This is a genomic window from Bifidobacterium sp. ESL1133, assembly GCF_058107325.1.
Window position 1 is genome coordinate 146,751 of the sequence record NZ_JBYLUI010000005.1, and the last position, 21,288, is coordinate 168,038.

Annotated in this window: 15 protein-coding genes; 1 reads left to right on the plus strand and 14 read right to left on the minus strand. The window is 56.2% G+C overall.

Features of this window, described 5'->3' with window-relative positions:
* Nucleotides 1-70: 70 nt before the first annotated feature.
* The 7 genes from AC3B5A_RS06420 to AC3B5A_RS06450 form a co-directional block, all read right to left on the minus strand.
* The gene (locus AC3B5A_RS06420; protein ID WP_489799865.1) at nucleotides 71-1,297 is read right to left on the minus strand and encodes an ABC transporter permease; all 1,227 of its coding nucleotides are present in this window, start codon (nucleotides 1,295-1,297) and stop codon (nucleotides 71-73) included.
* Between the two features lie 88 nt (nucleotides 1,298-1,385).
* Nucleotides 1,386-2,750 carry an ABC transporter permease gene (locus tag AC3B5A_RS06425; RefSeq protein WP_489760652.1) on the minus strand — a complete coding sequence of 455 codons (1,365 nt, stop codon included), beginning with the start codon at nucleotides 2,748-2,750 and terminating at the stop codon, nucleotides 1,386-1,388.
* 53 nt (nucleotides 2,751-2,803) lie between these two features.
* Nucleotides 2,804-4,078, minus strand: a complete 1,275-nt coding sequence (locus AC3B5A_RS06430) for a Fe-S-containing protein (RefSeq protein WP_489760665.1) — start codon at nucleotides 4,076-4,078, stop codon at nucleotides 2,804-2,806.
* 296 nt (nucleotides 4,079-4,374) lie between these two features.
* Nucleotides 4,375-5,028 (minus strand): iron transporter, encoded by a 654-nt coding sequence (locus AC3B5A_RS06435; RefSeq protein ID WP_489760653.1) that lies wholly within the window; start codon nucleotides 5,026-5,028, stop codon nucleotides 4,375-4,377.
* A gap of 16 nt (nucleotides 5,029-5,044) precedes the next feature.
* Nucleotides 5,045-6,910, minus strand: a complete 1,866-nt coding sequence (locus AC3B5A_RS06440) for an FTR1 family iron permease (protein ID WP_489799758.1) — start codon at nucleotides 6,908-6,910, stop codon at nucleotides 5,045-5,047.
* A 255-nt stretch (nucleotides 6,911-7,165) separates the two neighbouring features.
* Nucleotides 7,166-8,329, minus strand: a complete 1,164-nt coding sequence (locus AC3B5A_RS06445) for an MFS transporter (RefSeq protein WP_489760654.1) — start codon at nucleotides 8,327-8,329, stop codon at nucleotides 7,166-7,168.
* A 140-nt stretch (nucleotides 8,330-8,469) separates the two neighbouring features.
* Complete coding sequence (locus tag AC3B5A_RS06450) at nucleotides 8,470-9,501, minus strand: ATP-grasp domain-containing protein (protein ID WP_489760655.1); 1,032 nt, start codon at nucleotides 9,499-9,501, stop codon at nucleotides 8,470-8,472.
* A gap of 244 nt (nucleotides 9,502-9,745) precedes the next feature.
* Here AC3B5A_RS06450 and AC3B5A_RS06455 point away from each other — a divergent pair, with 244 nt between their 5' ends.
* On the plus strand, nucleotides 9,746-10,405 hold the full coding sequence (locus AC3B5A_RS06455) for an ArsR/SmtB family transcription factor (RefSeq protein WP_489760656.1): 660 nt from the start codon (nucleotides 9,746-9,748) through the stop codon (nucleotides 10,403-10,405).
* Between the two features lie 73 nt (nucleotides 10,406-10,478).
* On the opposite strand, the gene AC3B5A_RS06460 is transcribed toward AC3B5A_RS06455, so the two are convergent.
* From AC3B5A_RS06460 to dnaN, 7 genes are all read right to left on the minus strand, one after another.
* Nucleotides 10,479-11,531: a VanZ family protein gene (locus tag AC3B5A_RS06460; protein ID WP_489760657.1), complete on the minus strand. Its 1,053-nt coding sequence runs from the start codon at nucleotides 11,529-11,531 to the stop codon at nucleotides 10,479-10,481.
* A gap of 28 nt (nucleotides 11,532-11,559) precedes the next feature.
* Entirely contained in the window at nucleotides 11,560-12,102 is a 543-nt protein-coding gene (locus AC3B5A_RS06465) for a DUF3566 domain-containing protein (protein ID WP_489760667.1), read from the minus strand.
* Between the two features lie 343 nt (nucleotides 12,103-12,445).
* Complete coding sequence (gyrA, locus tag AC3B5A_RS06470; protein ID WP_489799867.1) at nucleotides 12,446-15,052, minus strand: DNA gyrase subunit A; 2,607 nt, start codon at nucleotides 15,050-15,052, stop codon at nucleotides 12,446-12,448.
* Nucleotides 15,053-15,285: 233 nt separating this feature from the next.
* A complete protein-coding gene (gene gyrB / locus AC3B5A_RS06475; protein WP_489760669.1) occupies nucleotides 15,286-17,337 on the minus strand; it encodes a DNA topoisomerase (ATP-hydrolyzing) subunit B in 2,052 nt (683 codons plus the stop codon).
* Between the two features lie 350 nt (nucleotides 17,338-17,687).
* Nucleotides 17,688-18,170: a DciA family protein gene (locus AC3B5A_RS06480; protein ID WP_489760658.1), complete on the minus strand. Its 483-nt coding sequence runs from the start codon at nucleotides 18,168-18,170 to the stop codon at nucleotides 17,688-17,690.
* The gene (recF, locus tag AC3B5A_RS06485) at nucleotides 18,167-19,459 is read right to left on the minus strand and encodes a DNA replication/repair protein RecF (RefSeq protein ID WP_489760670.1); all 1,293 of its coding nucleotides are present in this window, start codon (nucleotides 19,457-19,459) and stop codon (nucleotides 18,167-18,169) included. Before recF ends, AC3B5A_RS06480 begins: the two co-directional genes overlap by 4 nt.
* A gap of 158 nt (nucleotides 19,460-19,617) precedes the next feature.
* Nucleotides 19,618-20,742 (minus strand): DNA polymerase III subunit beta, encoded by a 1,125-nt coding sequence (gene dnaN, locus AC3B5A_RS06490; RefSeq protein ID WP_489760659.1) that lies wholly within the window; start codon nucleotides 20,740-20,742, stop codon nucleotides 19,618-19,620.
* Nucleotides 20,743-21,288 lie beyond the last annotated feature (546 nt).

A 21,288-nucleotide genomic window follows, 5' to 3' on the forward strand; every position in this document is an offset into this window, starting at 1 on the left:
AACGATTGACCCGACGGCAATCGTGATGTTGAGACAAACGCGGCACATACCGCAGGCATGGTCCTCATGATCATTCCTCCCTGAGCACGACGGCCGGGTCGATGGTTGTAGCTCGACGCACGGGCGGAATCGATGCCAACACGGCCACCACCATGGTGAACACTACCGAACCGACGCCCAACACCCAGCTGAACGCGAGCGCATAATTAAAGATGGAAACGCTGAGCACCCGGGCGAACACATATCCCACAGCGGTACCGATCGCACCGCCGAACAAGCCGTAGAGCGCCGATTCGGCGTAGAATTCAGCACCGATGCCCAACGTTGAGGCACCAAGCGCTTTGCGCAGGCCGATTTCGTTGCGTCGTTGGGAGACGATGGAGGAGATGGTGGTGCCCACTCCCACGAGCGTGAGCACCAATACCACCAGCGAGACAATCCAGAACAGGGTGCGCAGCATGGTGACGATGCGTGCGTTTGACGAGGTGATTTTGGTGGTCTGCTTGGCTTGGGCGCCCAATGAGGAGTCTTTGTTGAGCGACGTGACCAGGCTGGCCAGCTGCGCATCCGAGGCGCTCGACGAGTACTCGACGACGTCTGCACCGCGTGCTGTGCCGGTAAGCTTCGCCACGTCAGCCGCCACTGCGTAGACAATGTCATCCTCGTTGCCGCCGGTGCTTACGATGCCGCCGACGCGGAACTCGATTTTGTTCTCCTGCGGTTTGCTCCATGTGCCGGCACCGGTTTTCGGCGCTTCTCCGGTTTTGAACGTCATGGTGACGAATGACCCGGCTTGCAGGCCGAGAGTCGATGCCAGATCTTGCCCCACCATGATGTTGCCCGCAGATGGCCAATGCCCTTCAACATCCCAGTGGTGATTGAGTGTGCGCACAGCAGCCGGGTCGATGCCGGCGATGGTGTATGGCGTTGAGTTGATGCGCATGGTTTCGTAGCGGTATGCGGCGTGCGGAGCTGGAGCCACCGCGGTGATGCGCTTGGTAAGCGCTGTAATCTGCGTATCGCTCAGGCCTGGCGATTGCTGAGATTGCTGGGGCTCGCTGCTGCCACCTTTGGCCGTACCAGAAGCACCCACATCGCCCGCAGCCGTACTTGACGATGGTGTGACGATGAGGTTGGCTCCGTACGCGCGCATTTCTTCGGTCATGCGCTGCGGCACCACCAAGCACACTGCCGTTAGGCAGAACAACGTGGCTGCACCGATGGCCGCAGCAATCACGGCCATAACGGCGCGCGAGCGCCGGCGAAACACCGCACCAAAAAGCATGGTGGCAAACATACGCCGATTAGAGGTGCCGTAAGGGCGAGATGCCGCGTTTGCATCCCCAGAACCTGCAGGTTCGCGGTGTGTGCGTGTCAGTTTCGGATCAGCGGCCATGAAGCACCTCCGCGGGGCGTACGTGCAGAATCGAGCGAATTGCCGAGAATGAGGCAATCAGTATGGTGACGGCCAGCAACACAAACACCAGCACGAACACCATAGGCCGCATCGTGATGCCTGAGCCAAAGACCACGTGCCCCACCACTTGTGCCAGTGCGGAGCCAAGACCTGCGCCCACAATGGCTCCGGCGAGCGCGATCACCGCCGTTTCGGTGAGCATGAGTCTGGAAACCGCGCCGTCGGTGGCGCCCACGGCTTTCAGCAGGGCCAGCTCGGCGCTACGTTCGTTGATGGAAGAGGCCATAAGGTTCGCCACGGCCACGGCGGCCGCGAACAGGCTCAACACGGTCATCAGTATCATCACGGCTTGGGTTTTGCGCAGCACGTCGCTTTGCAGCGCCGCTACTTGGCGTACTTGCTTGGCTACCACACCGGGGATGGCTTCTTCGATCTGGTAGGCGATGGAGGAGGGGTAGGCGGTGCAATACCAGGTTTCCCACTCTTCCGGAGTCAGACCGGCTGGATTCTTTGCAGCTTTGCGCGCCAAATCGTTCTCGGGGGTGGTGAGCGCTTTTACTTCGATTTTATCGGCTGCATCAGGCAGGTCGGCCAGGCGTTGCACCAGATTTGAGGGTAGGTAGAGGCTGCCGTCGTCGCTGTCTCCCGAGTCATAAATGCCGGTGATGGTCACGTTCTGGCTGGTGTGTTTGCCACTGGCCGTGGTCTTGGTCAGCGTCACCGTACTGCCCACATTCAGGTGATGTTCCTTGGCGAGCGTTTTTCCTGCCATGGCCTGCGCTTTGCCGTCCTTGGCCCATTCGCCGTCTATCTTCCACCATGAGCGCATGCTTTGCACCCCTGCCGTGGTGGATTCGCCGCTAGGTAGGTGGAGTTTTTTGTTGAACCATGTACCTACCAACGGCACGCTGGAACCGGACTGACCCAACTCATCGGCGTTACCGCCCGTACTGTCGCTCAGTGACGCATGCACGTTGAGCTGCGGGGCAAAACCAGTGATGTTGAATGCCCAGAATGTCGTTTTGATTTTCGGAACATCGGATTCCTTAAGGAATGACGTGGGATCGCTCTGCGAGGTGTCATTGCCTCCTGAAGAGCCACCGTCACCATCTTGCCCTCCGTACAAGTCGGAGACCACAGCGGCATCCTTGGGCTGCACCACGATATTCGACCCGTAGGTGGAAAGTTCGGCGTTCACTTTGTCGCCCACATCAAACACGATGCCCAGCATGGAGACCGCCACCGTCGCAGACAGGCATACGGTCACCGCGATCAGCAGCCGTCGTTTGAACTGGCGGCTGAATGATCGGAAAATCATGCGCAGCATGAACATAATGACCGTTCCTTTCTGTTACTTATCTACCGTGTACCCGTCACGCAGGCTTGTCAATGTTGGAAATGCGACGAGAGCGCGTCCAAGTCCCCGGTGTGGATGGTGATGGAACCATGACCGGCGGTGTAGGGGAACGGAATGGGGTTGCACCCGCCCTTGAAACCGATGGTGGCCACATTCATGGTCACGTCGCATCGTTTGCAGATAATCCTGCCGTTCTTCTCGTAATATCCAGCGTCACCGCACGTCTCGCAGGCATCGAGTCCCACACCGTACGCACCGCCATTTTTCTTGATGATAATGAACCGCATCTTGGTGCCGTCTTTGGCAGTGTAGGCAAAGCGGTGAAGGTGCCCGTCTTCCACATGCGAGAACGGTATAGTGGCCACGTCACCCTGCAGCGAGTATGGCTCCGGAGGGGAGAGCGTAGGCTCTTTGTGTACTTGGGCCACTCCTACCGTAAGCGCTACGCTCACACCGATGATGGCAGCCAAACTCCAAGCTCCAGCAGCCAACGCCCGGCGTTTGAAGGCGATATGCTCGCGTCGCACAGCGGGGTTTGGCCCTTCAGGCTTCTGCCGGAACCCGGCCACCAGTGAGGCGAGCGCAGGGATGATAAACACCGCACACTGTGCGATGACCATAATCATATCGTTGTTTGCAGCCACGATAAGTAACCGGAAAGCCGTACCGTGCAGCATGAAAATCATCATCGACATGAGCAACGAGAACAGCTGGGTGAGATGGCGCACCAACAGTATCAGCAGTAACGCCACACAGGCGACCATGAAAGAGCCTTGCACCGCCGTGGTACGCATGGTTCTGAAGATGGCAGCGGCCACCACAGCCACGCCGATACCCAGCACAAAGCCCAGTACGCGCAGCAACATGTCGGATGTAAAGGGGGATTTGCCTTCCTCCACGAAACTGGTGAGCTGCATGATCACGTCCTGCAGCGCAAAGAACGTGGTGAACGCGATGCCGACAGCCGAAACGGCATTGGCAATATGGAGCCGAACCGGGTGTTCATGCCATTGATCGGTGATGCTGCGCGCGCGCAGAGCAATGACGACCATCAGCACGTCAGTAACCACGCATACCACCAATACCGGCAGGTTGACACCAGAACGGCGGGTGACGATGACCAACGTACGCAGCACGGTGAACACGATGGCGCTGCCAAGTCCCATCATCAGGCCAGCAAGTCGCCAATGCCTGCTCATAGGCCTATCACGCCCCTCGCCTACGGTGAGCAGCACACTCATGGTCATTACCAGTAGCGCCGGCGCAAGCATGCCCGGCAGAGCCTGCACAAATTGACCCAGCATCAACCCTCCCGTCATAGTTCATCGTCCAAGCAGCCCGTACGGCTGCAGCACCCCTATATTACGACTTTGGCTTTTGCTGTTGTTTCACGTGAAACAACAGCAAAAGCCTCATCTCCAGCAACCAAACGATATGCAATCTACATACGTTCCGGTCACCGTTCAGCGCAGTCAGCGGCAAGACCGTCAGCAACGCCGTGCAGCATATCGGACATTCCCGCAGAACGGAGAGAACATCCAACACCCGCTGGTGCGCGGCCCCAAAGACCGCACACCTCAATCATTTACCACTGATGCATTTACCACTGGTGAACAGTGTAGTCCCAATCGAAGTTCGCCTCGATGGGCTCCGTCCAGAAGCGGCCCTTCACACCAGTGTCGGGATCCACGTGCAGCGTCCAACCGTTGGTCTGCGGGCTGAGAATAGTGAAGGTGAGCTTGTACTGGCCGGCCTTGTCGAGCTTGATGTTCGCGCCGTAGTGCGGGCCGTCGTCCGCGTTCATTTCCATGAACGTGCCCTCTTGCACGTTGCTCGCGTCGTTCTTGTCCTGAATCTTGTACTTCACCGTGAGCTTGGGAATGAACTCGCCCGCACCGTAGCCCAGCTTGTTGTCCTTGAGCGCATGGATGTCGGCCTCGAGGTGGAGGTTCGACTCGGCTGCGGAAAGACCCATGCCTTCGGGGTACATATCAACCGGCTGGAAATAAACGGCTCCGATGTTGAGCGGGAAGATTTCCTGATCGTCACCGATCGGAATCTCCTCGAACTTGGCACCGCCATCATCCTTCTTCTTATCGTCCTTCTTGCCGTCATCTTTTTTGTCGGCCTGGGACTGCGAGGAGGCTGCCTTGTCTTCACTCTTGCTGTCGGTTCCACCGCAAGCCGAGAGGGACAGTGCGAGCAGGCCCGTCGTCAGCGCGGCAAGCGCGCCGGTGAGTTTGCTGTTGGTCATGATGTGTATTGCTCCTTTACCGATGTGGTTGGGGGGTTTGTTTTCCGGAAATCTTATGGGCGCGATGCTCCTTGATACCGAACACCACGTAGAGCGCCACGACGACCACCAACGCCACGCCTTGAGCCACAAGGGTTTCGGCGTAGGGGTAGAAGCCGAGCCAATCGCTGGTGGGCACACCGTCAAGATACGTGCCGGCGATGAGGTTGCCTTCGATGAGCGCATGCACACCGCCACCGGCGAATACCACCACCAGCAGCGCCATAAGCACTGACGTGATGATGAAGAAGGGACGGATGGGGATGCGCACGGAAGTGAGTCGGAAGATGACAAAGACGATGACAAGTACCACGGCCGCAGCTATGCCACCAATCCACATGCCCTGGGAATCCTGAGTCATAGAGTAGATGCTCTCATAGAACATCACCGTTTCGGCACCCTCACGGAACACCGCCAGGAAGCTGAGCATGGCCAAGGAGAACATACCGCCTGCAGTCAGCTTCTCGGAAGCGTTGACGCTGCGCACCGTACGCTCGGTTTTGGTCTTGATATAAGCGTTCCACTTATCGACACTCGATTTGGAGAGCATCCAATTGCTGGTGTAGAGCAGCATCACCATGGCGATGAGCGCCACCACGCCTTCCATGATCTCCTGCTGGGGCCCGTTGCCTCTGAACAGCACGCCGAACAGCGCCGCCATGATGCCCGAACCGGCCAAACCAGCCACTACGCCAACATAAATCCACCTGACCAACTGCTTATTGCCAGACTTGACCAAATAAGCCACAATCGCGGCCACCACGAGTAGCGCTTCCAAGCCCTCACGTATGAGGATAATGAACGCTTGACCCACCGAACTGGTGATGAACTTGGTGAAACCGTTCACTTGGTCTTCGGCACCGCCGTCAAGCTTCTGAGCGTCTTCGACCAGCATGGACTTCAAACCGTTCACCTCTTTGGTGACGCTCTGTATGCTGTCTCCGCCGACCATGGCCTTGCGGCATTCCTTGAATCGGCTTTCCACCAAGGAAACGCGGCTGCCGCTGATGGCATTCATGACGTTCTTTTCAAAGCCCAGCTTTTCGTAATACTGGTAGTAAGCCTCGTTTACCTTGTCGGAACCGGCGCGACCGTCACCGTTCTTGGTGGCTTTCACTGCGTCGTCGAGGATGCCGCCCATCTCTTCGGCCACCTGCGACCAGGTCCGCTCGCCTTTGCCGGTGAACTTGGTTTTCTTCTCGCTTTGCAAACGCTTACGCTCGGTTGTGGTCTGCTTCTTGCGTGCTTTGGCATACTCGCGCGGGCTCCCTATGGCAGCGTTACCATCCAGAGTCTGAGCGGCAGCGTTGAGGTCTTGCTCGAGCGCGCTCACCTGCGTTTGCAGGTCATTCTCGTGCCCGGAAGAGTACGTGAGCTGCTGGATGGATTGGAATGCCGCAGATTGTTGCTGCTGGCGGTCGGCTCCGAGCTCCGAGCTGACCCCGGAAATCATGTTGCTGGAGATATAGGCCACGTTGAAGGCGGAACTCACCGCCGAGCTGGCAGAACTCATGTCTCCGGACTGATAGGAAGTCACGGCCTGATTCAGCTGTTGTGCGACCGCTGACGAAACAGCCTCCCACGAGTCGTAATCAGTGGGGAAGGATTGATTCGCAGACTTGGAGCCGGTGGAAGGAGAGGAACTATCGGCTTGGATAGCCGCAGAAGCGGCGGACACTGCAAGGGGCTGCGCAGAAGCGGGGGCAGCAATGGCACCGGCCGGGGCAACAATCGCACCAGCGGCAAGAGAACCCGCCACCACCAGCAGCGAGCACAGCAGCACTGCAACACGGGACCACACGTGAGCCGTGCAATCTCGTCCATTACCCTTCCGCCCTAGCATATGTCTCCCTCACCTCTCTCATCGTGAGCTCCGCCATCACTGGCCATGCGAAGCGAGCTCACCATATACTCAGACAGCGTAAAGGAGAAAGTAATCAAAAGATAGACTTGACTTTCTTTCACAGATGAGGTAACCGCTAGGAAAACCGCGGTATTCAGCCATTCCTCAACCACAACTTTTCACACCACTGTCTCAGTATATGAGATTTGCTTCTTCATGCTGCAGATGTCGGTTCGCAGACACACCGCATCCCAGTCACGATAAATCAGCATCCTCCCAGTGCGCGGCACTCGGTATCTGGCGAATCGAAGGTGCCGCAAGAATCAAAACCGCACCCAGGAAGAACGCTGCGGAAAATGTCGTCATGGTTCCGCGGAAGCCAACGACAGGAAGCAAGGTTCCCGCTATGGCACTGCAAAACGCCGACAATATCTGCGACGGGGCACTAAGCGCGACGGTGACCCTTCCTTGCATACGTTTCGGAGCTTTGGCAAAAATGAAGCCCAGCAGCAGCGAATTGATAATGGGAACCGGAACGCCGATAAGCGCATTGCAGACAATGAGAATCGTGCGATTATCTGACATAATCATTGGAATCAGCACAAGGCAGATGAACACAAACGAAAGGCAAACAGCATGCCCGACATGCGCATTGCCACTGATTCTGTTCGCAATCAGCGAGCCTACAAACATCCCAATCGAAATCCCTGCATTAACCATCCCGATATACGTGGAATTTACCTTCATTCCTGTGAGATTGAGCTGTATAGCATATTGAATACCGTTAATACCGAAATTGGACAGACTAGCAGCACCAACAGATAGGAGCACTGTTTTGCGGTGCGCAAACCATTTCCACCCGTCCCAGAAGTCACTCATGAAGGATTTCCCGATCGCCGCTCCTTCCTCACCTCCCCTTGCCTGACTCAGCGGATGCAATTTCGCCGCAGCAACACCGGAAACCGCGTACATCAGCGAGGACATAAGGAAGGGGAGCAGTGGAAGCAGCGCATAGAAAAACCCACTGAGCGGACCGCTTACCATGTTGATAGTTGAGTCCCTTCCCTCGTTCACGCTTCTAGCTTTCGGGTAATCCCGAATGTTGATGATAGAACGGAGCATGGCGTCGGTGGCGCTTCCCAGGAAGCCGTTGATCGCGGATGCGACCACCGATATGACAACCAGGGTAATGAAGGAAAGCCGACCTAAGAAACTCAACAATGCGACCGCTCCCCACAACATGAAACCCACTGTCGCATTGATGATGATCAGATTTTTCTTGCTGTGACGATCTACGTATGTTCCGCCAAATATATTCATGCCTTGCTGGGCAATAAGCGAAAGCGTGCCCAGCCATCCGGCCGCTGTCAGCGACCCGGATACCGCATAACCAAGCAACGATAGGGCCAAGGTCTTCATTGCCGCCCCAACGGCAGAGGCAGTGTCGGCAGTGAACCAGGACGCATATTCCCGATTCCGCCAAAGCGACTCGTCTCTCGCACTAGATTCAGTCTGCAGGCCAGACTCAGCCTGCGTACGCTTTGTGTTGTGACTTACCATCAGCTCATTCTTTCAGCAAATAACGAAAACATGGCTTCTCTTACCCTCGCATCATTGCAGTGCCGTTCAAAATAGTTCCAGTCACCATCGAGGTTTATTTCGAGAAAGGTATAAGAATCACCATTTTTGAGTAAATCTATGGCACCATAGTCAAATTTCATAATTCGCTGCAGTTGTTTAATCTTCTCGATGATATCCTTAGGAAGTGAGCAAGGCTGAATCTTTACACTACTAGGCTTTTCCCAAATTTGCGCAGCTGAATCTTTCCCACGTACACTATAGGAAATAATCTTACGCTCAACCACATAAACACGTATTTCACTGTCATGCGGGACAAATTTTTGAAACATTGTGGGCACTTCTTCAATCTGTGCGCGTTTCAACGAATCAGCATCCAATACTCTCGGAAAATCGCCAATAAAACTGTCTGATGATTCTCTAACCCAATGCAACCCCAAAGCTTTTACAACAACTTTCTCCGTCCCATCTCCAAACATTGAAAGAGCCCGTCTTGGATTATTAGTGATAATAGTATCAGGAATATCAAAACCAGATCTTCTGGCACTTGTCAATTGCATAGGTAGACTTTCTACAGTAAGTTTGCCATTTAATAAATACTCACTTGTCTCACTGAGAATAGTTTTCAATGACTCCATCTGTGCAGAGCAGTATTCCATTAATACTTGGTTTTCTAGCGACGTAGCTTTTTTAATAAAAGAGTGTCTATCCCAAAAAACTCTGGGTCTTAAAATCTCATGCCCTTTAATAATTCGTCCTTGCTCATCTATGCCGTCAATACCCATCTTTTCAGGGAAGTCAGAGTCAATGCGAACAAGTCTCAAACCTGCTTTAGCCATATCAAAGGAAAGCTTGGAAATTTCAATGTCTCCAGAATAGGTAAATACCACAGCACAGTTCGAATAAACATCAGTCATTGGACGAGCAAGACCGTTATCATACATATTCGACTGAAAATCTTCATTCCTATGAACGAAAACTTGCCGATAAGCATCATCGATAAGTAAAGCCATCCTATCCCTCCACATCTAATGCATGTGCTGCCAATTCATAACATAGAATCGGCAGCACATAAACAGACTCACAGAAAATCAAACGATTTTGAAGTCACCATCAGGTTCCGAGCCAGTAATGACAGACTTCTCATCAATATCGTTTGCAAACTTCTTCATTTCGTTTTCCATTGTGTCCTTCTTTCGTTGTAACAATAAGCCCTTTCTTTTGTGGGCTAAGTAGAGCGTATCACGAAAAAATATTTTGCGCAAATTTATTTCACAAATTTATTTCACAAAATTTGTTGTACTATTACACTTTGAAAGGAACTACACCATGCCCACAGAACCATCCACGACACAGAGCGTTGAAATTCAGCGAATTTCAAACGGCCAGACCCTTAAAGTCATGGCCAATCCACTGAGAATGCGGATTCTCGGAGTGCTGCGCATCAACGGCGCACAAACCGTCGGCACCATCAGCGACTACCTTGGCGAGGCACCTGGTGCAATCAGCTATCATCTTGCCCAGCTTGCCCAGGTTGGTCTCGTCGAAAAAATGCGCGACCCCAACAACGACAAGAGGAAAAGCTGGTGGAAAGCAAGCCAGCCAGCGGTACTTGTGGAGTCAGCGAGCGACGACAATGCGAACGACGAAGCGACGGACCTCTTTAGACGTTCGGCGGCACTATCATACGAGCAAACCTACGAACGCTATCTGGACGCATTGCCGCAACTGCCGCAGGAGTGGGTGGATGCGGGCGCCAGCAACGATTTCATCTTGCAGTTGACCGCAGAAGAGCTATCTCAAATGCTGTCCGAACTTACCGGAGTGGTGAAGAAATGGACTATGCAACACTCCGTGCCCTCACCGCAAGCCGAACAGGTTGCCCTCATCATGCAAGGATTCCGCTGGATACCGTAATCCAATACCGCAAACAAGCGAGCCTGCCGCCGATATCAGCCGACGCATCACTGGCTTGAACAGCATCTCACGTTCATATCAAGTCGTAGGGCATGCGGCGCGCTACCACGTAGAACACGGCCAGCACAATCGCCACAAGCAGCCCGAATTTGTTCCAGCCGGTGGGGTAGAGCTGGGTCGCCAAGAACAGCAGCACAGTACGTGCCAGATAGAATGCAGCCCTTCGGCCACTGCTGCGCGGCACCGTCTCAACGGTCATGTGCGTGAACATGCCGCCGAGCGTCTGCCCATGCTTCGCCGCCGGCACGCATAGTTCGAACACCGCAAACGCAATCACCGAAGTCATTCTCGCCGCTACCTCGGAAACATTCGACCCCAGATTGAAGCCCAGGAACAGAAACTCCCCGTTCGGAAGCGGTGTAGCGGTTTTCTGGAATACGAAAATGAACCCCAACGCGAGCGCCACGTTGAACACCCACACAAATACCAAATCGATGACGAGAGTGACGCAGCGGTGCAGCAGCGCAGGATTGGTGTTGATTTCGTCTGGATTGTCAAGGGTTTTCACCGGATCCAGCAAGCCGTACATCCATGCAATGAAGCAGCCCAAGGCCGCACCAATCGTATTGGTAAGCAGATCGTCCACATCGAACTGGCGGTAGGCGCACGGGTAGATACCCCACACCCCGGTAAGCTGCGATGTCTCGATCAGTGCGGACACTGCAAGACCGACGGGAACCACCAGCACCGCACGCCACCTGGCCCACCGTTTGAGCGCAAAGCCAAGGGGCACGAACAACGCCACGTTGAACACAAGTTGCAGCATGGCACTGGTGCCGCCGAAACGCAGGTCGTCTGCGAACTGCATAACGTTGAGCTGTGGGCTGTGCGAGTGTGTCTGGCAGTATTGCGCAGGGTTGTCGGGCATGGGGTAGAGCGTGAACGTGACCAGCCCGAGCGCGTACAGCACGCACACATAGGCAGTAATAACCGATGCGGCCCGCAACCGGTGGTAGCGGTTGTACATCACAGCCAGAATCGGCAGCGTGAGTAAGGCCGACAGCAGCGGCCAAATAGCCACCGCGAGCGTGAAAGAAGAACTGAATGCGCCCAGATATGCGAACATAACGGGTTACGCTACCGTCTGCGGCAACTCAGTCGTCGCCCAGCGTGACGTGCATGCCGCCCACCAGCTGAGAAACCACGTTGTACAGCGCAGCGATGATTACTGCCAGCAACGTAGCCAAAATAACCTCAACGATGGAAAGTATAGTGACCGTGCTCAGCACCGTACCCAGAGAGAAGATGCTGCTCAGATTGAACCCGCCGGCATCCAGACCTGCGGAAGAGACCAGCTGTGTGACTTGGTCAAACACACCCACCACGTTCAACAGCGCCCAGATCAGGCCGACCGCGACGATTTGGATGATGCCGGCTGCCACAGAAAGCAGGAATGCCACCTTGGCCACCGACCACGGGTCGACGTGCGTCAACGAAAGACTCATACGGCGGGCACGGGGAACGCGACGCTTGGCCTTCGCTGTGCCGCCGAAGCCCTGCCGCTCGCCATGACCACCCGCCTGATTAGACATATTGGAAGCCGTACGCGGCGCACGAGGAGAAGATCCCGCATTCCCCTGTGCGTTCGCAGGGAAGGACTCTTGCTCGCCATTGGACGAATCAAACAGTTCAGGCACGGAAAGTTCAGGCTCTCCACCTCGCTGCGATTTCGTCTTTACCGACGGCTGTTCAGAAGACTTCACGGCGGTGCGAGGCGTTGTCGCGCTGGAAGCTTGCGGACTCTTCGAGTCCTTCGCATCCTGCTTCGACTTGCTTTCGCTACGCTTAATGCTCATTGTCGCTCCTTGAACGCCCACAGTTCGCCGTGAGTCCTACCAATATCTAAGCCCCAAGGGTACCAGTCTTTCGAGACGATACCCTTGGGGCTATAAGCAGTGCGGGAGCGGGTCATAGACCTCGCCCACGCACTGTTCCGGACGATGCTGATCGCCGACCTAAAGTCACCGGCGAGTCGCCGATCTACTCGTTTCCGCTCTCGCTGGCGTTACCGGAGGCTCCCTGAGCACTGCTCGCAGCATCGCTTGTCTCTGCGCCTGCTGCCTGCTCAGCGGTACCCGTGGCTTGGGATTCGCCTTCCGCCTGCGCAGACTCCTCATCCTCGGATTCGGCGTTGCGGGCAATGGAGAGAATCTCATCGTTCTTGTCGGGCTTCGCCAGCGTCACCCCCTGCGTATTGCGGCCGGTGAGCTTGACTTCTGCCACATTGGAACGAATCACCTTGCCGGACTTCATGATGGCCATCACCTGGTCGGTGTCCGTCACCATGAGCGCACCCACCAGAGAGCCACGGCCTTCGGCAAGCTGCAACGCCTTGATACCAAAGCCATTGCGCCCCTGCAAACGGTACTCGCTGATGCGGGTACGCTTGGCATAGCCCTCGTTGGTCACCACCAGCAGGTCGAGTTCCTCTTCCATGTCGGTGCGAACCACGTCCATGGCCAGCAGTTCGTCGCCTTCACGGAACTTCATGCCCTGCACGCCGGCGGTCTGACGGCCCATCGGTCGCAGCTGCTCGTCGTTGGCCTGGAACTTCAAGCTCATGCCGTTGCGGGAAACGAGAATGATGTCATCCTCGGCGTTGCACAGCTGCGCGCCCACCAGCTCATCGGCCGGCTCACCCGTTTCCGGATCTTCCATCAGGCGCACGGCGATGAGGCCACCCTGGCGCGAGGAATCGTACTGTTCAAGCGGAGTCTTCTTGACCTTGCCGGACTTGGTGGCCAGCACCAAATACTTGGCCACCTCGTAGTTCGGAATGGTCAGCACGGTCTGAATCGCCTCGTCGGGTGCCAGCTGCAGCAGGTTCGCCACATGCTGTCCCTTGGAATCGCGCGAGCCCTCCGGAAGCTCGTAGGCCTTGAGCCGGAACACGCGGCCGCGGTTGGTAAAGAAGAGAATCCAGTTGTGCGTCGATGTGGAGAAGAAGTGATCCACCACATCGTCCTCGCGCAGCTTGGCACCCTTGATGCCTTTGCCGCCGCGGTGCTGGGCGCGGTACTCGTCGGCCTTGGTGCGCTTGGCAAAGCCGGAGTGTGTCACTGTGACCACCACATTCTCGTCAGCAATCAGGTCCTCATCGCTCATCTCGCCGGAGAACGGCAGGATGCGCGTGCGGCGTTCGTCACCATACTTGGAGACAATTTCGTCGAGCTCGCTGCCCACAATCTGGCGTTCGCGCTCCGGGCTGCCGAGGATGTCGTTGTAATCGGCAATCTTGCGCATCAGCTCGTCGTGCTCGTCCACAATCTTCTGACGTTCCAGAGCGGCCAGACGACGCAGCTGCATGGCCAGAATGGCGTCGGCCTGCACATCGTCAACGTCCAGCAAATCCTTCAGGCCGGTACGTGCCGTTTCCACGTCCTTGGAAGAACGAATCAGGGCGATGACCTCGTCGATCATGTCCAACGCCTTCAGGTAACCCTGCAGGATGTGGTCGCGCTCTTCCGCTTCTCGCTTCAGGTAGCGGGTGCGCCGGTCGACGACCTCGAGCTGATGATCAACCCAGTGGCTGACGAACGCGTCCAGAGACAGCGTGCGCGGCACATTGTCGACCAACGCGAGCATGTTGGCGCCGAAGGTCTGCTGCAGCTGCGTGTGCTTGTACAGGTTGTTGAGCACGACCTTGGGCACGGCGTCGCGCTTGAGAACAAGCACAAGACGCTGACCGGTACGGCCGGAGGTTTCGTCGCGCATGTCGGCGATGCCCTGGATCTTGCCGTCGCGCACCGACTCGCGGATAGATGCGGCGAGGCGGTCGGGGTTGACCTGGTACGGCAGCTCGGTGACCACCAGGCACATGCGGCCCTTGATCTCCTCGGTGTTGACCACGGCGCGCATGGTGATCAGGCCGCGACCGGTGCGGTAAGCCTGCTCGATGCCCTTATGGCCGAGAATCGTGGCGCCAGTGGGGAAGTCCGGCCCCTTGATGCGCTCGATCAGCGCCTCCAGCAGCTCTTCTTTGGTTGCTTCGGGGTGGTCCAGCGCCCAGTGAACGCCGTCGGACACCTCGCGCATGTTGTGCGGGGGAATGTTCGTGGCCATACCAACGGCGATGCCGGAGGAACCGTTGACCAGCAGGTTCGGGAAGCGGGCAGGGAGCACGGTGGGCTCCTGCGTCTTGCCATCGTAGTTCGGCACGAAATCGACGGTATCCTTGTCGATGTCTCGCACCATCTCCATGGCCAGCGGATCCATACGGCACTCGGTGTAACGCATGGCCGCAGCCGGGTCATCGCCAGGGGAGCCGAAGTTACCTTGGCCGTCCACCAGCAGGTAACGCATCGACCACGACTGGGCCATACGCACCAGCGTGTCATAAATGGCGGAGTCGCCGTGCGGATGGTACTTACCCATCACGTCGCCCACCACGCGCGAGCACTTGTTGTAGCCGCGGTCGGGGCGATATCCACCGTCGTACATCGCGTAGATCACGCGGCGGTGCACCGGCTTCATGCCGTCGCGCACGTCCGGCAGGGCGCGTTCCACGATGACGGAGAGCGAGTAGGCCAGGTAGGAGTCTTTCATCTCCTGTCCCAGTTCCACCGGCTGGATGCGTTCACCGGTCATCAGGCCGTAATCGGTATTGTCGGCCTCCTGCGGGCTCAACGGTTCCAGCGAACCGTCCGGAGTGAACTGTTCGTCGAAACCGTCGCCGGCTGTGCCGTTTGTTGTTGTGTTGTCGTCTGCCACTATCTGTCCTTAAACCTTAAAACCCTTACATTCCGCTTGCCGGTCATGTAGTGCGCCAACTGTTGCGCCTTACCCGCATGACCAGCATCGGTGTATGTTCCGTTCATCTCTTATGCGTCGATGAACCTGGCATCGTGTGCGTTGCGCTGAATGAAGAGGCGTCGTGGTTCTACTTCGTCACCCATGAGCATGGAGAACGTTTCATCGGCGCGGGCTGCGTCCTCAATCTGCACCTGCTTCAAAATGCGGTGGTCAGGGTCCATGGTGGTGCCCCACAGCTCCTGGTAGCTCATCTCACCCAAGCCCTTGTAACGCTGGATGCCTTCACCCTTGGGCAGCTGGCGGCCAGAGTCCTTGCCTTCTTTGAGCACGCGGTCGCGCTCGGCGTCGGTGTAGACGAAGCTGTGATTGCCCTTGGTCCACTTGATGCGGTAGAGCGGTGGCATGGCCACGTAGACGTAGCCGGCGTAGATCATCGGACGCATGTAACGGAAGAAGAGCGTCAGATTCAGCGTGGCGATGTGAGCACCGTCCACATCAGCGTCGGCCATGATGATGACTTTGTGGTAACGCACCTTGTTCAGGTCGAAATCCTCGCCGTAGCCGCCGCCGACCGCAGTGATGAGCGATTCGATGGTGTCGGACTTCATGATGCGATCGATCGAGGCGCGCTCGGTGTTGAGGATCTTGCCTCTCAGCGGCAAAATGGCCTGCGTGATCGGGTTGCGCCCCTGAATGGCGGAGCCACCTGCGGAATCACCCTCCACGATGAACAGTTCGCACTCTTCAGGATTGTTGGACTGGCAATCCTTGAGCTTGTCCGGCATGCCGGCCGTCTCGAAGACAGACTTGCGGCGAGTGTTCTCACGCGCCTTCTTCGCGGCGATGCGCGCACGGGAGGCCTCGATGCCCTTCTGGATGATGTTCTTGGCCTCGCTGGGGTGAGAGTCGAACCAGTCACCGAGTTTATCGGTCATCACTCGCTGCACGAAGGTCTTGGCCTCGGAATTACCCAGCTTGGTCTTAGTCTGGCCTTCGAACTGCGGGTTGGTGAGCTTGACGGAGATGACTGCCGTCAGACCTTCGCGCACATCGTCGCCGGAAAGGTTGTCGTCCTTCTCCTTGAGCAGGTTCTTATCTCGCGCATAGCGGTTGATGAGAGTGGTGAGCGCCGCGCGGAAGCCTTCCTCGTGGGTGCCGCCCTCAGTGGTGGAGATGGTGTTGGCGAAGGTGTGCACGGCCTCGGAGTAGGCGGCCGTCCACTGCATCGCAATCTCGGCGGAGATGCCAATGGAAAGGTCCTCGGCTTCGAGATCGATCACCTCTTCCTCGATAGGCGAGGATTTGCGCGTCTTGACCATGTAGTCAACATAGTCCTTGATGCCGTTGGCGTACATGTACGTCACGGTCTGCTCGCCGCTTTTTTCCTCGTCGGAATCATCTTTACCGGCTACTTCGTCGCCGGCCAGATCAGGCTGACGTTGATCGGTCAGGCTGATACGCAGACCCTTGTTGAGGAAGGCCATCTGCTGGAAGCGCGAGCGCAGGGTCTCGAAATCGTAGACGGTGGTTTCGAAGATTTCCGGATCGGCCCAGAAAGTCACCGAGGTTCCGGTGCTCTCACCCTCGGCGAGCGGTTCGCCCTGCTTGAGGGGAGCCACGGACTTCTGGTCCACGAAGTTCTGCGTCCAGTGGTAGCCCTGACGGCGCACTTCAACGTTGATGCGGGTGGAGAGCGCGTTTACCACGGAGATGCCCACACCGTGCAGACCACCGGAGACGGCATAGCCACCGCCACCGAACTTGCCGCCGGCGTGCAGCTTGGTCATCACGGTTTCCACACCGGAGACACCTTCACCGGGAACCTCGTCCACCGGGATACCACGGCCGTCGTCAACCACGCGGATGCCGTTGTCGGGCAGAATGGTGACTTCGATGTGCGAAGCGTAGCCTGCGAGCGCCTCATCCACGGAATTGTCGACAATCTCGTACACCAGGTGGTGCAGACCGCGAGGACCCGTTGAACCGATGTACATGCCAGGCCGGATGCGCACTGCTTCAAGGCCTTCGAGCACCCTCAAATCGCTCGCGTCGTAGTGTTCCGGGGACAGTGCATCGTCAAGCTGCTCGGCGTTCAGCTCATCGTTCACCGTGTGCTCCACTGCAGCGGCACTGCTCTGTGCAGCGTCATCCTGAACCGTCTTATCTACTGAATCTGATTCGTGGTCTGCCACAAAGATTCCTTCCTGATTGCCCGCACGAAAGGTTACCCAAACGGGCGACACGCTCTAGAAAGCATGTAATGGGGCCTTCTAGCCGTTTTCTATTCTACCGGCAGTCTACTAGCAAATAGGGACGTTGGGCGTATATCGAGCGTATGGGCATGACGCTTGGCATTTACTGCCATCTGACGCATTTACCGGCATCCGGTAACGTCCGCCGCAGGCAAATGCCGCTGTCAACTGTTACCTAACAGACGATTACGATTGTCGATCTGCCTGCGCCGCCGCTCTCAGTGGTTATATCCACGATGGCGATACCGCTTGGCAAAATTGGCCATTTGCGGCCCCGTTACCCGCACTTCGCGCACATCAAGTCCGTCAAGCCGTTCGCGAATGGTCGAGGTCAATTCCGGAATCATATAAGTCAGCTGCGTGGCCCAAGCGCCGGATTCGGTATGGATGGTGAGAACACCATCGCGAAACTCATCCACTTGCGAGTGTGCGGCAATGCTGGCACCCACCACTTGGTCCCAATGATTGCGCAACTGCGCCACTTTGAGGTGAGGCACCCAACGCCCCCTGCTGGCGATGACGTCCAATGTTCCACCCAACAGTCCCGGGTCTCGCCCAGGTTTGCCAAAGTTCTCCCAGGCTGCCTCTTGACGCAGCGCCCGGTTCTTTTTCGCGCCCGAGCGTGCAGCAATCCTGGTGAACACCTGCTCGGGCAGTTTGCGAGGGTCGAGGTGCAGCTGTTGGTCAACCGGTGGCGTCATAGCTGCTCACCGGGGCCATCAGCCGGTCGCATATCATCTTCCGCTGCATCAAGCGACGACAGGTCAGACCGCTTCCCCCGACCGGCCTCGCCGACCAATGCTGCCACCAGAGCCTCATTGCCGTCCTCTTGCCCGTCTTTGAGCAATGCCACGTCAATCATGGTGCAGTCTTCGCGGTTCAGCGCCGCCTGCGGGATATCGCTCATGGCCGCCACCGTCACGATCACTTGGTCTTGCCGGACTGCAAAGTCAAGGATTTGGGCGCGCCTGGTCTCGTCAAGTTGGGCGAACACATCGTCGAGGATGACAATGGGTTTAACGCCCTGATCTTCTGCAATCGCACCAAATAACGCCATTTTCAAGGCCAATGCCATCGTCCAGGTTTCACCGTTGGAAGCGAATTCACGGGCGGGGGCCCCCTCCAGAGTCAACTCCAGATCGTCTCGATGAGGACCGATGAGATTGCGCCCGCGCGCCACTTCCCCCGGATAGAGACGTTGAAAATGCTTGGATATCTCTGCTCCCGGCACGTCGTAGTACAGCACTTCGTCAAACGACGGCTGGTAGGAGAGTCCCGCGTGTGCACTGGTACCGGCCAGCTCATCGTAAATACGCGAGAACGGACCTGCAAGACGATCCACAAGTTGTTGCCGCAGCTTGGTGAGAGCCATGCCCTCCTCAATGAACTGTCCGGTCCAAACCTCCAGCCCGCTCAGCGCAGCTTGCTGCGCATCGGCAGCCTCAACCCCGTCATGCGTACCCAACTGCTTTAACAAGGCCACTCGCTGTTTGGCGATTTTCGCGACGCGCTGCGCACGCACCGCATATTCCGTAGAGAACATGGCTCCGGCCTGGTCAAGGAACGAGCGCCTGGAGGCGGGATCCCCTAAGACCAATCGCTGGTCGTCAGGGGTGAACGAGATGCTAGGCACCTGTCCCACAATGTCGCGCATGTATAGTGAACTACCGCCGTTGATGCGGCCTCGATTGGCGCCTCTGGTCGACACCGTCACCTCGTAGGTGGTAGTGGTCGCCCCATCATCGCGATCCACATTGGCTCGAACGGTGGCTTTGGTTGCTCCGCGTTCCACCAACGGCAGAGAGCTGGAGACACGGTGACTTGAGCCTGTAGAAAGCACCTCGATGGCTTCAACCAAGTTGGTCTTACCCATGCCGTTGGCGCCTTGCACAATGTTGACGCCCGGCTTGAGGTCTACAACGCAGTGACGCCATGACCGAAAATGGTCAAGTGCCAAGCGCGAAATAGTCGTCGTTCCCGTGAGCGTTATACCTTTCTATGCACTTGTATATTCTGCATATTTGCAGGATAAATATCTTACAGTGTTCAACGTTTTAGGTGGGGATTAATCGCTTATCGCTAATCTTCCCCACCCGATGCCGGTAACCGTTATTTCCGTCTATTTTGCGTCAGGTCACCGCTTGCATATCAGTTATTGAAACGCATTGGCACCAGCAAATATCGGTAATCCATCGACTCGTCACCATCGGACTCTTGTTGACCGTTGAATTCCACTGGCTTAACGGCAGTGTTCATCTTCATGCGCACGAACGGTTCGGTGATGGCGCTCAGCCCTTCGATGAGGTACGAGGGGTTAAATGCCACGGTGATATCGTCGCCATCCATGTCGATATCGAGTGTTTCTTTGGCTTGAGATTCGTCGGCGGCACCGGCTGAAAGGGTCAAGGACTGCCCTTCGAACACCATACGCACTGGAGCGTTTCGCTCAGCAACCAGACTCACGCGCTTAATCGCGCTGAGTAACAGTTGACGGTCGATGACCGCGTGAATCGGGTATTCATCAGCAAACAGACGGTCAACCGCAGGGAATTCTCCATCAATCAGCTGCGACGTGGAAACGCGTCCCGCATTTTCAAACCCGAGCAAAGACGGGTTTTCGGTGTCCAGAGACAGCACCACATGCTGGTGTTCGTCGGTGGAACGAGCCACATCGCGAAGCAACGAGCCGCGTACCAAGGCTTGTGTTTCCACAGTTTCTTCTTGCGGAGACCAAGAGAAGGTGGAACGTGCCAAGCGGAAGCGATCGGTAGAAGTCATGACCACTTTGGTGCCTTCAAACTGAACGCGCACACCAGTGAGCACCGGGCGGTTTTCTTCTCGCGATACTGCCACGCATGCCTGGTTGACGGCCTGTACAAACGTGGGCGCATCAACCTGTCCAAGTACAGAAGGAACTTCGGGCAAATCCGGGTATTCGCCTTCAGGCATGAGTTGCATCGTGAAGGTCGACTTGCCTGAAGTGATGGTGAGAGTGGTGTCTGACGACGAAAGATAAGCGTTTTCCGCAGGGAGGGCTTTGGAGATGTCGGCAAGCAGTTTGCCTTGAACCAGAACGTTTCCGGGTTCATCTACACCTGCCTCGATGTGGTGGCGAGCGGAAATCTCGTAATTAAACGCAGAAAGTTGAAGTGTGCCGTCAATAGCTTGGAGGCGGACACCTGCCAGAATGGGGTTTGCCGGACGAGCATCAATGACGCGAGTGGTCCAAGCCACAGCGTCGGCAAGTGCAGCTGCATTAATTTCGACTTTCATAGTTCCTCCACGTGTTTGACGACTGGTTCAAGTCTAAAACAGAATCGGTACGGTAAAAATGTAGCGCGCAACAGTTCTTATAGTGACGATGATCTTTTCTAATTTCAGAAAGTAATCGTCTTAATAAGTACGGTGGATAAGTGGATGAACCGCGTTGTGCATTACTGGCAATTGAAGAATCCACAAACAGAGAGTGTGGATAACCTTCGAACAGTGTGTGCATAAGTGGGCGACTTATCCACAGAATGAGGGGGCTTGAAAAGTTGTCCACATCGAGGTAAGACTTCTCCACACTGGGAATGCCAGTTTTCCCGAGGTTATCCACCGAAAAGGATACGAGATGTGCACAGTCTGTGTACAAAGTTGTGGATAACTTATTTGCGAAATATCCACCTCTCGGAGTGTCGTTTGCCGTCCTTCTCGCTGAAGAGGAGCTTATTTTCTCCGTTTGCAACCCGTATAGCAGAGTTTTGAAGAGGCTATGATGCTGCATGCAAGTCGCGCGAACTGAAACATACGTCACTGTATGGCTGTTCCTGATGGACA

What these genes read in the sequence shown, in the direction of transcription:
- AC3B5A_RS06420 (WP_489799865.1), bottom strand. Translation starts at nt 1,297, where the DNA reads ATGTTTGCCACCATGCTTTTTGGTGCGGTGTTTCGCCGGCGCTCGCGC.
- AC3B5A_RS06425 (WP_489760652.1), bottom strand. Translation starts at nt 2,750, where the DNA reads ATGTTCATGCTGCGCATGATTTTCCGATCATTCAGCCGCCAGTTCAAA.
- AC3B5A_RS06430 (WP_489760665.1), bottom strand. Translation starts at nt 4,078, where the DNA reads ATGCTGGGTCAATTTGTGCAGGCTCTGCCGGGCATGCTTGCGCCGGCG.
- AC3B5A_RS06435 (WP_489760653.1), bottom strand. Translation starts at nt 5,028, where the DNA reads ATGACCAACAGCAAACTCACCGGCGCGCTTGCCGCGCTGACGACGGGC.
- AC3B5A_RS06440 (WP_489799758.1), bottom strand. Translation starts at nt 6,910, where the DNA reads ATGCTAGGGCGGAAGGGTAATGGACGAGATTGCACGGCTCACGTGTGG.
- AC3B5A_RS06445 (WP_489760654.1), bottom strand. Translation starts at nt 8,329, where the DNA reads ATGAAGACCTTGGCCCTATCGTTGCTTGGTTATGCGGTATCCGGGTCG.
- AC3B5A_RS06450 (WP_489760655.1), bottom strand. Translation starts at nt 9,501, where the DNA reads ATGGCTTTACTTATCGATGATGCTTATCGGCAAGTTTTCGTTCATAGG.
- AC3B5A_RS06460 (WP_489760657.1), bottom strand. Translation starts at nt 11,531, where the DNA reads ATGTTCGCATATCTGGGCGCATTCAGTTCTTCTTTCACGCTCGCGGTG.
- gyrA (WP_489799867.1), bottom strand. Translation starts at nt 15,052, where the DNA reads ATGACCGGTGAACGCATCCAGCCGGTGGAACTGGGACAGGAGATGAAA.
- AC3B5A_RS06480 (WP_489760658.1), bottom strand. Translation starts at nt 18,170, where the DNA reads ATGACGCCACCGGTTGACCAACAGCTGCACCTCGACCCTCGCAAACTG.
- dnaN (WP_489760659.1), bottom strand. Translation starts at nt 20,742, where the DNA reads ATGAAAGTCGAAATTAATGCAGCTGCACTTGCCGACGCTGTGGCTTGG.